We start from the raw sequence: 14,274 nt of genomic DNA on the forward strand, positions 1-14,274 counted from the left end.
GGGCCCTCTCCAGCACAGCGGAGGAAGAAGTGCCCCATCCAGCACACACCACGGAACTAGCTTCGCCAGGCCGTAGGTGTGGTCCCCCCTTCCAGGGGGGAAGCCGCGTCAGCGGCGCAGGGGGGTCACTTCATGACTTTGAAGGTCCAGACCGAGCCGCCCTGTTCGAGGAAGTTCACCTTCTTGGCCACTTCACCACCCCACAGTGGCACCGCACCACCCCAGCCGGACACGACCGAGATGTACTGCTCGCCATCCTGCGTCCAGGTGATGGGAGGCGCCACCACACCGGAGCCGGTCTGGAACTGCCACACCACCTTGCCGGTCTTGGCGTCGGCGGCCTTCAGGTAGCCCTCGGGCGTGCCCCAGAACACCAGGTCACCCGCGGTCAGCACGCCACCCCAGAGAGGGGCCTCGTTCTTGACTTCCCAGGCCACCTTGCCGGTCTTGGGGTCGATCGCGCGAAGCGAACCGATGTGGTCGTCGAACAGCGGCTTGATGGTGAAGCCGGCGCCCAGATAGGCCGCGCCCTTCTTGTAGGTGATGGGCTCGTTCCAGATCTCCATGCCCCATTCGTTGGTGGGCACGTAGAACAGACCGGTCTTGGGGCTGTAGGCCATCGGCATCTGGTTCTTGCCACCCAGGAAGCCGGGGGCCGAGAACACCGACTTGCCCTTGGCACCGTCGCCGCCGGCGGCCGTCGGGTCCCCAGGACGGTTGGCCGGGTCGTAGTTCGGACGGCCGGTCTTGAGGTCGATGCCGGTGGCCCAGGTCACCTTCTTCACGAAGGGGAAGGCGTTGAGCAGCTTGCCGGTTTCGGCGTCGTTCACGTAGAAAAAGCCGTTGCGGTCGGCCTTGGCACCGACGCGCTTGCCGTCCATGTCGAAGGTCACGAACTCGTTCACGCCGTCGTAGTCCCAGCCGTCGTTGGGCGTGGACTGGTAGTGCCACTTGATCTGGCCGCTTTGCACGTCGATGGCAACGGTCGACGCGGAGTACAGGTTGTCACCCTTGCGCACATGGCTGTTCCAGGGGCCGGGGTTGCCGGTGCCGAAATAGGCCAGCTTGGTCTTGGGGTCGTAGGTACCGCCCAGCCAGGTGGCCGCGCCGCCAGTCTTCCAGGTCTCGCCGGGCCAGGTGGCGTTGGTGGTGCCGGTGATGCCGTTTTCCTTGCCGTCCTTGTAGCCCATGTGGCCTTCGACCACCGGGCGCGTCCAGACCATCTTGCCGGTCTTGGGGTCGCGCGCTTCCACGCGGCCGACCACACCGAACTCACCGCCGGACACGCCGGTCATCAGCAGGCCTTCGGCGATCAGGGGCGCAGCGGTGTAGCTGTAGCCCGCAGAGTAGTCGTCGATCTTCTCGCGCCACACCACCTTGCCGGTGTCCTGGTCCAGGGCCACGAGCTGGGCGTCCAGCGTGCCGAAGATCACCAGGTTGTCGTACAGGGCGGCGCCGCGGTTGATCACGTCGCAGCAGGGCATGATGCCCTCGGGCAGGCGATGCTCGTACTTCCAGAGCTTCTTGCCGGTCTTGCTGTCCACCGCGTAGATGCGCGAGTAGGACGCGGTCACGAACATCTTGCCGTTGTGGACCAGCGGCTGGCTTTGCTGGCCGCGCTGCTTCTCGCCGCCGAAGGACATGGACCACACCGGGACCAGCTTGTTGATGTTCTTGGCGTTGATGCCCGTCAGGGTGGAGTGGCGCTGGCCTTGCGTGCCCAGGCCCCAGCTCAGAACGTTGTCGGGCGTCGCGGCGTCGTTGGCGATCATGGCGTCGGTCACGCCCTGGGCGCTGACGTGGGCCGTGGCGGCCATGACCAAAAGGCTCAGTAGGGTGCGTTTCACTGTGGGTCTCCTGCTCGTTCGAGGGTTGATGGCTTTTCTGTGGTGGGTGCCGCCGGACCGCTCGTGGCTCCGACCCTCCGGTGCCTGGCGTACACATCACAGCCAGCAAAGGGCAACATCCGTGCCAGCGGGCCGACCCTGAAAGGCCTAGGGTTTACACCGACGTTTGAGCGCGCTGGATGCCCCGGGAGAGGTCCTCCGTGACCTCAACTGCGCCAACCGCGCCACAGTGGCCGGGACACCTCTGTGACACTGTTCAAAAATGTGTCACCTGGCCGGCGCAGCCAGCGCGCGCTGCTCGTAGCGCGGGTACCACTGGGTCAGCGAGCGCTGCAGTTCCGCAGGCTGCGCAGCCCATTGCGCGAAGCGCTCGGGCACCGGCGTGCGCAGCACCTCTCCCAGGTCAAGGCCGCGCTCGGCCGAGGTCTGCATAAGGTTCGTGAGCCACTGCAGCCAGTCGCGCGTCTGGCGCAGGCCGGCCAGCCCCTCGTGCACCGGGCCGTGGCTGGGCACCACGGTTTTGGCTTTGCCGCTGGTCAGCAACGGCTCCAGCGTGTCCAGGCTGGCCAGCCAGGCGGCGAAGTCGGCGTGCGGCGTGGTCGGCACGCGCTCGGTGAACACCAGGCCCCCCGCGAACAGCACGCCCGTCGTGGTGTCCAGCACCACCAGATCGTCGGCGGTGTGGCCGTGCAGGCGCATCAGCGCCAGCTTGTGCGTTCCGAGTGACAGTGTCTGCGGCAGGTTCTTGGGGTCGATGGCTTCGCGCGAGGGCGTGGACTCGGTGCCGCGCATCCAGTCGCCACAGAGCCGGTAGAGGTTGTCGGCGTAGGCGCCGCCCTCGGCGCGCGCGCCGGCAATGGAGCCGACCAGCGCCTCGGTCGGCCGGTCGGCCCAGGCCTGGTGGCCGAAGAAGTAGTCGGGGTGCAGGTTGAGCTGCAGCACCTTGTGCACCGGCGCCTTCGTGATTCGTTCGATGGCGCGCCGCTGCTGCTCGCCGTACAGCCGCGACGGCCCGGTGTTGATCACCACCACGCCGTCGCCGGTGTCGATGAAAGCGGTGTTGATGATGTTGCAGCCGTTGGCACGCGAGAAGTCGGCCACCTCACCCTCGATCACCCAGGTGCCGGGCGCGATGGGGCGCGGCTTGAGGTCGTAGTCCAGCCGCGCCAGGTCGGGCTTGGAGGCGAACGGTGGCACGGCCACCGGCTGCGCCAATGCCACGGTTGCCAACAGCGCCCACAGCGCGGCCACGCCCAGGCGTCTCATGCCCTCACCTCGGCGTCGATGCGGTTGCCGTTGTTGTCGCGGCCGAGCAGGCGGAAGGCCGGCGGCGAAACGGGCGGCAGCTCGAAGGTGATGAGCGGGTTCTCGGACACCGGTTCGTGCAGCGCCAGCCGCCACCAGGGCTGGCCGCCCGGGTCCTGCAGCTCCATCTGCTCGATGTAGAAGGCCGGGATGCCCGCCACCAGGCCGGTGTCCATCGGGTGCATCACGCGCAGCCGCAGGCGGCGGCTGCCCTCGATCACGTTGTTGAAGAAGCGCGCCTGCACCTGGCCCAGGGTCTTGCTCCAGGAACCGTCGGCCCGTGTGATGCCCGGCACCGTGCAGCCGCCGCCCGCCGCCTGCACCCAGGTGCTGCCCACGTGCCACTGGCCGTCTTTGGTCTGCACGAAGGCGCGCACCGGCGAGGCCTGTTCCATACGGATGCGGAAGGCCAGCATGGGCAGTGCGCGCAGCGGTTCGAAGTCCAGCACCTGGCGCACCGGGTTGCGGTCCACCGAGACCTTGATGCGCACCACCCCACCGCCGACCGCGGACAGCGCCCGCGCATCCACCAGCAGCGGCACGTTCATCGCGTCGTCGGCGAAGGCCGGCCCCTTGACGATCACCGCGTCGCTGAACGTCGCCGTGGCCCTGCCAATGGTCTGCTCGCGCAGACTAGGGTACTGCATCGAGCCCAGCGGATCGCCTCCGGTCTGGTCGTCCTGCGCCAGCGAGGTCCCACCGATCAGCGCGGCGGTCGACAGCAGCCATTGACGGCGGTTGGAAGCAAGGCGCATGACTGGGTCTCCGGGCCTGGCTCAGCCGCCAGGCTTCTTGCTGATCGAACCGCGCTGCGGGTCGTAGCCCCAGAGCGCGGCGACAAAAAACACCACCGTGCAGCCCAGCACCACCGCCCAGGCCGTGGTGTTGAACTGCCCGTACATCGCAAAGCGGATCGCCTCCACCGCATGGGTGAAGGGGTTGGCCTGCGCCAGCTTGAGCAGCCACCAGGCGCCCGACTCTTCGAGCTTCCACAGCGGGTACAGCGCGGGGCTGATGAAGAACATCGGGAAAATCACGAAGTTCATCGTGCCTGCGAAATTCTCCAGCTGCTTCACGTACACGGAGAACACCAGCCCGACCGAGGCCAGCATCACCGCGCCGCACACCATGGCCAGCAAAGCGGCCGGCAGGTGCAGCAGCGGCAGCTCCACTCCGAAGGCCCACGCGATCGCCAGGAACACCACCATCTGCAGCACCGACAGCGCGGTGCCCGCCAGCAGCTTGAAGGCCAGCAGCCAGCCGCGCGCCAGCGGCGCGGTGAGCAGCAGGCGCATCACGCCCATCTCGCGGTCGTAGACCATGGAGAGCGAGCTCTGCATGCCGTTGAACAGGGCCACCATGCCCAGCAGGCCGGGCACCATGTATTCCTTGTATTCGACGTAGGTCTCGTAGGGCGGCGCAATCGCCACGCCAAACACGTTGTGGAAGCCCGCGGAAAACACCACGAACCACAGCAGCGGCCGCACCAGGGCCGAGCCCAGGCGCGAGGGCTGACGCAGGAAGCGCCCGATCTCGCGCCCCACCACCGCGCGCAGGGCGCGCAGCAGGTGCGGCAACAGGGCGGGCGCCGGGTCGGGGGTGTTCAAGGTCGCTGCTTGCATGCGCTTTCCGCTTCGTCCACGCCCAGCGTGTCCATCACTTCCTTGGGGTGCAGCACGCCGTCCAGTGGCGCCACACCGATCACACCGTCGACATGGCTCAGGAAGATCGGCTGGCGCAGCTGCCCGTCCCAGGCGCGGAACGACAGGCGCGGCCCCTTGAAGCCGTCCACCGCCACCGGCCCGCCGCGCAGGGCCTTGAGCTGCTGCGCGATGGGCGCCTTGGGCAGGTCCACCAGCACGGTCGCCACCGCGCGACCGGCGATCCAGGCGGCCCAGTCGTGGCCGGTCATGGGGCGCTTGGCGTCCTTGGCGAAACGGCGCGAGAGCTGAGGCCCGCCGTTGCGTTCCCACAGCGGGTGCCAGGGCACGGCCACCAGGCCGGCCGCACCCACCACCGGCCGCGGCAGTTGCGTGGCATAGGGCACGGTGCGCGCGAACTCGCCGTCGCTGTCGAGCACCGCCACCACCTCGTGCTCGCGGTCGCTGCCTGTCAGCAGCCGCACGTTGCCCAGGTCACGCTCGCGCGGGTCGCCGGTCAGCTTGAAGGGTTTGGTGGACGTGGCCTTGATGCCGTAGCGCTTGGCCGAGCGGTTGAAGGCCTCCAGCACGGGCGCATCGCCCGGCAGCGGCCCCTGAAGCACCAGGGCCTTGCGCCAGTTGCGCGCCGCCAGGTACTGCGCCAGCGCGTCGCTGAGCATCGCGCGGCTGGGGATGGTGTGCAGCAGGTGCGCCGCGCACTGGGCGCCGCGCAACGCGTCGTCGTCGGCCGCCGCGTTGAACACGATGGCGCCGCCCAGCGCCGCCGGCGCGGCCTGCACCAGCGCGCGCAGCTCGGCCGCCGGCAAGTCGGCCACCACGTGCTGCACCTTGGCGGCCTTCAGCTCGGCCAAGGCCTTGGTCAGGCCCGCGGCGTTGGGCAGCACCACGTCCTTCACCTCCAGCGCGATGCCGGCGGCGTCCAGCTCAAACGCCGAGTCTTCGGCCGCCAGCTGCACGCCGTCGATGGCGCGCCCGGTCGGGTGGCCGGGGTAGGCCTTCTCCAGCCGCCGCGGCGCGTGGCGCGGGTCGCCGTCCAGCGACACCACCGCGATGGTGACCTTGGTGGCGGCCAGCGCTGGAGCAGGCACCGACGCCCACACGCAGGCACACCACAAACCCAAGCCCAGAATGCCGCGGAACCGGCTTTGCCGGGCCGCAGGCATTGCGCCTTGAGGGGCGGAGCGGCCACACGAAGTGGGCAAGCGATGGGGGTGGGCCACAAGCTCTGTCATTTGCTCACAAGAATGGTGTGCGGCACGCGTCCGGCAGGAACCGTCTTGATCGCCTTGGCCGCAGCGGTGTCCACCAGCGTTATGTCGTCCGACAGGCCGTTGGCCACGAACAGGGTCTTGCCATCGGGCGTGAAGCCCAGGCCCCACGCGCGCTTGCCCACCAGCACCTGGTTCTTCACCGCCTTGCTCGCCACGTCCACCTCGGCCACGTGGTTGGCGCGGCCCAGGCCCACCCACATGCTCTTGCCGTCCGGGCTGATGGCCATGCCCACGGGGGTGATGTCGGCCGGGCGCATGCCCTTGACCTCGAACTTGATCTTCTGCTTCTCGGTGTGGGTCTTGGTGTCGACCACGCTCACGGTGGCGTCCAGTTCGTTGGTGACCCACAGTTCGCTGCCGTCGGGCGACATGACGAAGCGGCGCGGGCGCTTGCCGACCTTGATGTTTTTGGTCACCTTCTTCGTGCCCAGGTCGATCACATGGACGACGTTGGCCACTTCGGAGGTCACGTAGGCGGTTTTGCCATCGGGCGTGACCAGCACGCCTTCGGGCTCGCCGCCGGTTTTCACTTCAAACACCGCCTTTTTCGTGGCGATGTCGTAGGCGCCCAGCACGCTGTCGTCCTCCACCGACACATAGGCGGTCTTGCCGTCGGGGCTGAGGTCGAACATCTCCGGGCTCTCGCCCAGCGGCACGGTGCCGGCCAGCTTGCCGCCGGCCACGTCCACCACGCCCATGGCGTTGCTGTCGCCGCAGATCACGAAGATCTGCGAACCATCGGCGTTGAACCTCATGTCGCGCGGCCGCTTGCACACGTCGATGGCGCCCTGGCGCTCGCCCGCGGTGTTGAACACGTAGAGCTTGTTGTCCTTCTCGCTGGACACGTAAACCTTGCTTTCGGCATGGGCCGGCAGGCTGAAGGCGAGCGAGGCGCCGGCGGCGCACAGGGCCGCGGTCAGCGGGCGCATGGAACGGCGGAATGCGGTGGCACGGAGGGCCATGTCTTTGTCTCCTTGGTGTTGTCAAACGGTCAGCGGCCGGGCGGGCATCGCCACGGGCGCGCGATGCCTCTGCAAATTCGGTGCCAGTGGGCCATGGGCTGTTGCGGGAACAGAATTTGCCTCAAGATGCCCTGTCCCGAGGGCGCTCCAAGGGACAGGAGACTATCAGGCCCCGCCATGAGACACACACCGCTGTTCCCAGCGTTCAAAAATGACACAGGGATAACCCTGAGCCGTGACACAACCCAGGCCCGGCACCCGACGCGCCGCGACATCCTGTTCCAGGCCGGCGCGCTGGCCGTGGCGTCTGCGACGCCGCTGGCGAGGGCCCAGGCGCCCTTTCCCAGCAAGCCGCTGCAGCTCATCGTGCCCTGGCCCGCAGGCGGTCAGACCGATCTGACGATCCGCATCCTCTGCGAAGAGGCCGAGCCGCTGCTGGGCCAGCCGGTGCTGGTGGTCAACAAGCCCGGCGCGGCCGGCACGCTGGTGGCGCCCGCGCTCAAGGCGGCAGAGGCCGACGGTCACACCATCGGCCAGGTGCCCATCACGGTCTACCGCCACGCACTGATGAACCACGTGCCCTGGGACCCGGTGACCGACCTCGCGCCCATCCTGCAGGTCTCGGGCGTGAGCTTCGGCCTGCTGGTGCCGGCCAGCAGCCCGTTCAAGAGCGCCACCGAGCTGATCGACTGGGCCATCAAGCACCCCGGTGAGCTGATCCTGGGCTCCACTGGCATCGGCACCACCGCCCACCTGGCGATGGAAGAGATCCTGCTGCAGCACAACGTGAAGTACGTGCACGTGCCCTACAAGGGCACGGCCGACCAGATGCTGGCCATCGCGGGCGCGCAGATCATGGCGGGCGTCAACTCCACCGGCTTCGCGCCCTGGGTCGAGAAAGGCCAGATGCGCGTGCTCGCCACCTTCAACGCCACGCGCAACCCGCGCTGGCCCGACGCGCCCACCATGCGCGAACTGGGTTATCCGCAGGCGGTCTACACCTCGCCATGGGGCCTGGCCGCGCCGGCCGCCACACCGCCCGCGGTGGTGCAGAAGCTGCACGACGTGTTCCACAAGGCCATGTTCAGTGAGCGCCATGCCAGCGCGCTCGCCCGCTACGATCAGTCACTCGATTACCTGGGCACGCGCGACTACCGCCAGGCCGTGCTCGCCACCATCGAGCGCGAGAAGAAACTGCTCGCGCGCATGAACCTGCTGGCCAAAACCGCCTCATGACCGAGCCCACCGCCCTCGCCTCCGACACCGTGCTGAAGGCCGACGGCCTGCACAAGGCCTACAACGGCAAACCCGCACTCAAGGGCGTGAGCCTGTCGCTGCAAGCCGGCGAGATGGTGGCGCTGCTGGGCCCCAACGGCGCCGGCAAGTCCACCCTGCTGCAGCTGCTCACCGGTTTGTTCACACCCGACCAGGGCACGATCACCGTGCTCGGCCACGACATGCGCCAGCAGCCGGCGCGTGCGCTGGCGGGCCTGGGCGTGGTGTTCCAGCAAAGCGCGCTCGACCTGGACCTGACGGTGATGGCCAACCTGCTGTTCCACACCGACCTGCACGGCATCCCGCGCCAGACGGCGCGCGAGCGCATAGCCGCGCAGCTCGCCGCCATCGGCCTGCAGGACCAGACCAAGGCCGTGGTGCGCAGCCTGTCGGGCGGCACGCGGCGCAAGGTGGAGCTGGTGCGCGCGCTGCTGCACCGGCCGCGCCTGCTGCTGATGGACGAGGCCACGGTGGGCCTGGACCCGGCCTCGCGCCAGCAGCTGCTGGACACCGTGCGCGGCCTGTGCCGCGACCATGGGCTGGCGGTGCTCTGGGCCACGCACCTGATCGAAGAAGTGAAAACCGCCGACCGGCTGCTGCTGTTGCACCAGGGCACGGTGCGCTTCGACGGCGCCATCGGCGCCTTCATGGCCGCCGCCGAAGGCTCGGACTTCCAGACAGAGGTATTGAAGGCGCTGCAGAAGCCGGGGCTCTGAACCCCGGCCGGGTTCAGAACGCGTAACTCACCGTGGCGCCGACACCCCATTGCCGGCCGGGCGCCGGCTCGAAGAAGCGGCGGTTGCCGTCGTTGGCGATCACCGAACCGATGGTGGCCTTGTCGGCCAGGTTGTCCACGCGCACGTACTCGCGCAGCTTCCACGCGCCCAGCTTCTGTTCCCAGCCCAGGCGCAGGTTGAACAGCGTGGCCGCGTCGGTGCGGTCGCTGTTCACGTCGTCCACCACCATCGAGCCGCGGTGCACCGCCTCCAGCGCGGCGGTGAAGCCGGGCCAGGCGCGCGGCTGCCAGACCAGCTCGCCGAACAGCGTGCGGTTCATCGTGCCGGGAATGCGGTTGCCCTTGGCCACGGTGGCGCCGCTGCTGCTGGCAAAGGCCTGGTCGAAGCGGGCATTCAGCGTGGAGAACGCCAGGTGCGTGCGCCACTCGGGGCTCCACTGCGCGCTGTGCGCCAGCTCAATGCCCGAACGGCTGGTCTTGCCCGCGTTGGTGTAGACCGTGCGCCCGCCGCTGCTGGACGCGACCACGATTTCATCGGTGGTGCCGATGTGGAACAGCGCGGCGTCCAGCCGCTGGCCCTCGCCCAGCTTGGTCTTCAGGCCCAGTTCCACGTGGGTGCTGCGCGCGGACTTGAGATTCAGGTTGGGGCCGCTGCCGTCGGCGGTGTAGGCGATCTCGGTCAACGTCGGCGTCTCGAAGCCCTTGCCGATGTTGGCGTAGAGGTTGGTGTCGGGGCTGAGGTGGCGCGTGAGCCCGATCACCGGGTTGGTGGCGTTGAAGCGTGCGTGGCCGCTGTCGTCGGGGTTGCCGGGGCGCACGAAAAAGTCCTTCACCTTGAAGCTCACCCGGTTGGCGCGCAGGCCGGCCACCGCGCTCCAGCCCTCGTTGATCGCCCAGTCGGCCTGGGTGTAGACGCCCGTGCTGTCCACGCTGTCGTCCTCGTCGCGCTTGAGCTCGCCCGGCTCGCCGAAGTTGTTGATGAAGCCGCGGCGGCGCTCGCTCATGCGCTCCACGTCCAGCCCCGCGCTCAGCCGGACCTCGCCCTCGCCCGCCGCGATGCGCCGTGCGTACCGCAGGCCCGTGCCGCTGTAGCTGCGGTCCAGCTGCACCACGCCGCCCGCCGCCGTGGGCGAGGTCTGCGCCATCAGCGGAATCGAGAGCCGGTTGTCCAGGTCGCGCTGGCCTGCATAGACCCGCGCCGAGAGTTCGCTCTTCGCATCCAGCTGGTGTTCCGCCACCAGGCCGACCTGGTTCTGCGACACGTCCTTGCCGGCCTTGTAGAGCGTGGAGTTCGCCACCGCCTGGCGTGGGTTGGCTTCGAACTGCTCGCGCGTCAGGCCCAGCGGATCGCCCGATTCGGGCTGGTCGAACGCATTGGCCACCAGGGTGACTTTCGTGGCGTCGCTGGCCGCCCAGCGCAGCTTGGCGTTGGTGTGCTTGCGCTTGGCCGCGCTGTTGACGCGCCAGCCGTCGGTGGAGAAGTCGCTGTGGTCGATCACGTAGTTCAGCGAACCGCTCTGCCCCGCCGCCTGCAAGCCATAACGGCGCAGCTGTTCGGATCCCGCATCCACGCTGAAGCGGACCTCGGGTTTTGCCGGTCCGTCGGCGGTGAACACCTGCAGCACGCCGCCGGCCGAGTTGCCGTAGAGCTGGGCCAGCGGACCGCGCAGCACCTCGATGCGCTGGGCCGAGGGCAGGCTGATGGTCGAGGCCTGGCCCTGGCCGTCGGGCATGGTGGCGGGAATGCCATCGACGATCAGCCGTGCGCCACGGATGCCGAAGGGCGAGCGCGAGCCCGAGCCGCGGATCGACAGCTGCAGGTCCTGCGCGTAGTTCTGGCGGTTCAGCACCGTGATGCCGGGCACCCGGGTCATCACCTCCGACAGGTTCACGCGCGGGCCGGCAGCCTCGATCGCGTCCTGGCCCACGGCCTGCACCGAGGCCGGCGCGTCAAAGCTCTGCTGCTCCTGCCGCGAGGCGCTGACGACAACCTCCTGCAGGGTTTGGGCACCAGCGGTGCCGGCCAGGGTCATGAGCAGCGCAGCGTTCAGGCGCCGCAGGGCGAAGGTGGGGCGTGGGGTCATGGTCTTGTCTCCGGAAGGGGCCGATCTTCCAACAAGTTCCATGCCATGTGCCCCGGCCGGCGCACTGTTCAGGAATGGAACACCCGACGGCTGTTCAGTGCCCGGCCGCGCGTTCCTCCGCCTCGATCTGCACCATTTCTTCCGGCGTGAACACCCGAGAGCGCGTGTGGAAGGCCTTGCCTTCCGGCCCCTCCAGCGAGAAGGTGCCGCCGTGGCCTTCGATCACGTCGATGATCAGCTGCGTGTGGCGCCAGGTGGCGTACTGCGATTTGCTCATGTAGAACTCGCAGCCGCCGATGGCGCCCAGGAACACGTCGCCCTGACCCATGGTGATCTCGCCCAGCAGGTAGCAGTTGGCCGCGCTGTTGTCGCAGCAGCCGCCGCTCTGGTGGAACATCAGCCCGGGGCCGTGCTTGGCCTTGAGGAACTCGATCAGTTCCAGCGCCGCCGGTGTCGCCACGACTTTTTCAACCATGTCTGTCTCCTTGTTCTGAAAACCGAAAAGGGGAAGCGGTTGCCCGCCTCCCCTCGCACTCCGAAACCCTGGTGAGGATCAGAAGAAGCCGAGCTTGTTCTCGCTGTAGCTGACCAGCAGGTTCTTGGTCTGCTGGTAGTGGTCCAGCATCATCTTGTGGGTTTCGCGGCCGATGCCCGATTCCTTGTAGCCACCGAAGGCGGCGTGCGCGGGGTAGGCGTGGTAGCAGTTGGTCCACACGCGGCCGGCCTTGATGGCGCGGCCCATGCGGTAGGCCACGTTGCCGTTGCGGCTCCACACGCCGGCGCCCAGGCCGTACAGCGTGTCGTTGGCGATTTCCAGCGCTTCGGCTTCGTCCTTGAAGGTGGTCACCGCCAGCACGGGGCCGAAGATCTCTTCCTGGAAGATGCGCATCTTGTTGTGGCCCTTGAACAGCGTGGGCTGCACGTAGTAGCCGCCGCCCAGCTCACCGCCGAGCTTGGCCTGCGAACCGCCGCACAGCACCTCGGCGCCTTCCTGCTTGCCCAGATCCAGGTAGGACAGGATCTTGGTCAGCTGTTCCTTGGAAGCCTGCGCACCCATCATGGTGTCGGTGTCCAGCGGGTCGCCCTGCTTGATGGCGGCCACGCGCTTGAGCACGCGCTCCATGAACTTGTCGTAGATGCTCTCCTGGATCAGCGCGCGGCTGGGGCAGGTGCAGACCTCGCCCTGGTTGAACGCAAACAGCACCAGGCCTTCGATCGCCTTGTCCAGGAACGAGTCGTCCTTGTCCATCACGTCGGCGAAGAAGATGTTGGGCGACTTGCCGCCCAGTTCCAGCGTGGCGGGGATCAGGTTGTTGGCAGCGGCCTGGGCGATCACGCGGCCGGTCGAGGTCGAACCGGTGAAGGCGATCTTGGCGATGCGCTTGCTGGTGGCCAGCGGCATGCCGGCCTCACGGCCGTAGCCGTTGACGATGTTCAGCACGCCCGGGGGCAGCAGGTCGGCGATCAGCTCGGCCAGGATCAGGATGGAGATGGGGGTGTTCTCGGCCGGCTTGAGCACCACGCAGTTGCCGGCGCCCAAGGCGGGGGCCAGCTTCCAGGCGGCCATCAGGATCGGGAAGTTCCAGGGAATGATCTGGCCCACCACGCCCAGCGGCTCGTGGATGTGGTACGCCATGGTGTTCTCGTCGATCTCGCTGATGCCACCTTCCTGCGCACGCAGGGCACCGGCGAAATAGCGGAAGTGGTCGACCGCCAGCGGGATGTCGGCGTTCAGCGTCTCGCGGATCGGCTTGCCGTTGTCGATGGTCTCGGCGTAGGCCAGCAGTTCGAGGTTGGCTTCCAGGCGGTCGGCGATCTTCAGCAGGATGTTGCTGCGCGTGGCGGCGTCGGTCTTGCCCCACTTGTCGGCGGCGGCGTGGGCCGCGTCCAGTGCCAGCTCGATGTCTTCCGCCGTGGAGCGGGCCGCCATGGTGTAGGGCTTGCCCGTGGTGGGCGTGATGACCTCGAAGTACTCGCCCTTGACCGGAGGCGTCCACTTGCCACCGATGAAGTTGTCGTACTGGAATTTGTAGGTGATCTTGGCGCCTGCGGCGCCGGGAGCTGCGTAGATCATGTGTCGTCCTCTGAAAGGGGTGGTTGTGAACAAAGCCGGATCGGCTGACGCTCCTGCCCACAACATCCGTGCCATCGCGAAGGAGCGACTCAATCTGAGACGAATGCTCTTTTTTTTGACAACACAAAACGCAGGGTTGCGCCATTCGGGTCCAGACCTGCGCGCATTGCGTCAGGCTGCCACGGCACACCCGTTCATATGAACGCGGCTGCCAAAGGCGGCCGATGCTTCAGCCCGCCAGGCCCACCACCAGCGCGCTGGACGACATGGTGGCCACCGCCCGCTGGCCCTTGCGTGCAGGGAACGGGTGCTCGGCAAAACCCACCCACTGCCCGCCGCCATCCAGCGACAGCACGACTTCGTCGCGCCCCTGCCCGCGCGAGAGGCGCTCGATGCGACCCGGCAGCGCACACCCACCGTCCGCATCCTCCACCTCACCGCGGCCGATGCGCACCGCCGTCGCCTTGCACAGCACCAGCACCTCCCGCCCCGCGGCCAGCGCCAGCAGATCGGCGCTCTCGCGCGTGATGCTGGACGTCAGCAGCGCCTGCCCCGGCGTGCGCAGTCGCACCAGCACCGCCGGGTCGTCGGGCCCGACCGGCTCCACCGCCTCCACGCGGCACGGCAGCTGGTTGCGCATGCTGGTGCGCAGGCCCAAGCCCATCGGCAAGGCGGCGCCGCCTGAGAACCGCAAGAGCACCGCCGCCCGCGCCCGCGCCAGCTCGTCCGCCAGGGAGAGCAATTGCAGGCCCTGCGGCGTGATGCGCGCCCCGCCACCGCCCGAACCGCCCACCGTGCGTTCCACCAGCGTCTGCCCACTGAGGTTGCTCAGCGTGTCGATGGCCTGCCAGGCGGCCTTGTAGCTGATGCCCGCGTCGCGCGCGGCCTGCGAGATGGAACCGGTCTCTGCCACGCGGCGCAGGACTTCCAGGCGCTTGTCGGCGGGGGCGTGGCCCAGGGCTTCGGAGAGTGAGGCGTGAGGGGCGGTGGCGGTCATCGCTGAATTGTTCCATGCAGCGGTGTCGCGGGAGGACTGGGGGCCTGAGTCTGGTCAAGGCA

The 14,274-nt window shown here is 68.1% G+C and carries 12 protein-coding genes; 2 read left to right on the top strand and 10 right to left on the bottom strand.

Going from position 1 to position 14,274, the window contains the following annotated elements:
* Window positions 1-125: 125 nt before the first annotated feature.
* From HPF_RS17655 to HPF_RS17680, 6 genes are all read right to left on the bottom strand, one after another.
* Window positions 126-1,817, bottom strand: coding sequence for a PQQ-dependent methanol/ethanol family dehydrogenase (locus tag HPF_RS17655; RefSeq protein WP_066156046.1), 1,692 nt, complete (start codon window positions 1,815-1,817; stop codon window positions 126-128).
* 297 nt (window positions 1,818-2,114) lie between these two features.
* The gene (locus HPF_RS17660; protein WP_133157364.1) at window positions 2,115-3,113 is read right to left on the bottom strand and encodes a quinoprotein relay system zinc metallohydrolase 1; all 999 of its coding nucleotides are present in this window, start codon (window positions 3,111-3,113) and stop codon (window positions 2,115-2,117) included.
* Window positions 3,110-3,907, bottom strand: coding sequence for a quinoprotein dehydrogenase-associated SoxYZ-like carrier (locus HPF_RS17665; RefSeq protein WP_133157365.1), 798 nt, complete (start codon window positions 3,905-3,907; stop codon window positions 3,110-3,112). The genes HPF_RS17660 and HPF_RS17665 overlap by 4 nt, the downstream gene beginning before the upstream one ends.
* Before the next feature lie 21 nt (window positions 3,908-3,928).
* Entirely contained in the window at window positions 3,929-4,774 is an 846-nt protein-coding gene (locus HPF_RS17670; protein ID WP_133157366.1) for an ABC transporter permease, read from the bottom strand.
* Window positions 4,756-5,913 carry a type 1 periplasmic-binding domain-containing protein gene (locus HPF_RS17675; RefSeq protein WP_243721612.1) on the bottom strand — a complete coding sequence of 386 codons (1,158 nt, stop codon included), beginning with the start codon at window positions 5,911-5,913 and terminating at the stop codon, window positions 4,756-4,758. The genes HPF_RS17670 and HPF_RS17675 overlap by 19 nt, the downstream gene beginning before the upstream one ends.
* A 128-nt stretch (window positions 5,914-6,041) precedes the next feature.
* The gene (locus HPF_RS17680; protein ID WP_133157368.1) at window positions 6,042-7,046 is read right to left on the bottom strand and encodes a PQQ-dependent catabolism-associated beta-propeller protein; all 1,005 of its coding nucleotides are present in this window, start codon (window positions 7,044-7,046) and stop codon (window positions 6,042-6,044) included.
* Between the two features lie 177 nt (window positions 7,047-7,223).
* On the opposite strand from HPF_RS17680, the gene HPF_RS17685 reads away from it, so the two are divergent.
* Both HPF_RS17685 and HPF_RS17690 read left to right on the top strand, forming a co-directional pair.
* Window positions 7,224-8,282: a Bug family tripartite tricarboxylate transporter substrate binding protein gene (locus HPF_RS17685; protein WP_165961736.1), complete on the top strand. Its 1,059-nt coding sequence runs from the start codon at window positions 7,224-7,226 to the stop codon at window positions 8,280-8,282.
* Window positions 8,279-9,037 (top strand): ABC transporter ATP-binding protein, encoded by a 759-nt coding sequence (locus tag HPF_RS17690; protein WP_133157369.1) that lies wholly within the window; start codon window positions 8,279-8,281, stop codon window positions 9,035-9,037. The genes HPF_RS17685 and HPF_RS17690 overlap by 4 nt, the downstream gene beginning before the upstream one ends.
* Window positions 9,038-9,050: 13 nt before the next feature.
* Here HPF_RS17690 and HPF_RS17695 read toward each other — a convergent pair whose 3' ends face one another.
* From HPF_RS17695 to HPF_RS17710, 4 genes are all read right to left on the bottom strand, one after another.
* Window positions 9,051-11,141: a TonB-dependent receptor family protein gene (locus HPF_RS17695; protein ID WP_165961737.1), complete on the bottom strand. Its 2,091-nt coding sequence runs from the start codon at window positions 11,139-11,141 to the stop codon at window positions 9,051-9,053.
* Between the two features lie 94 nt (window positions 11,142-11,235).
* A complete protein-coding gene (locus HPF_RS17700) occupies window positions 11,236-11,616 on the bottom strand; it encodes a DUF779 domain-containing protein (protein ID WP_133157371.1) in 381 nt (126 codons plus the stop codon).
* Window positions 11,617-11,694: 78 nt separating this feature from the next.
* Complete coding sequence (gene adh / locus HPF_RS17705; protein WP_133157372.1) at window positions 11,695-13,215, bottom strand: aldehyde dehydrogenase; 1,521 nt, start codon at window positions 13,213-13,215, stop codon at window positions 11,695-11,697.
* Between the two features lie 229 nt (window positions 13,216-13,444).
* The gene (locus HPF_RS17710) at window positions 13,445-14,212 is read right to left on the bottom strand and encodes a TOBE domain-containing protein (protein WP_127806358.1); all 768 of its coding nucleotides are present in this window, start codon (window positions 14,210-14,212) and stop codon (window positions 13,445-13,447) included.
* Between the last annotated feature and the right edge of the window lie 62 nt (window positions 14,213-14,274).

The sequence above is a fragment of the Hydrogenophaga pseudoflava genome, from assembly GCF_004353865.1.
In the GTDB taxonomy this organism is placed as follows: Bacteria; Pseudomonadota; Gammaproteobacteria; order Burkholderiales; family Burkholderiaceae_C; genus Hydrogenophaga; species Hydrogenophaga pseudoflava.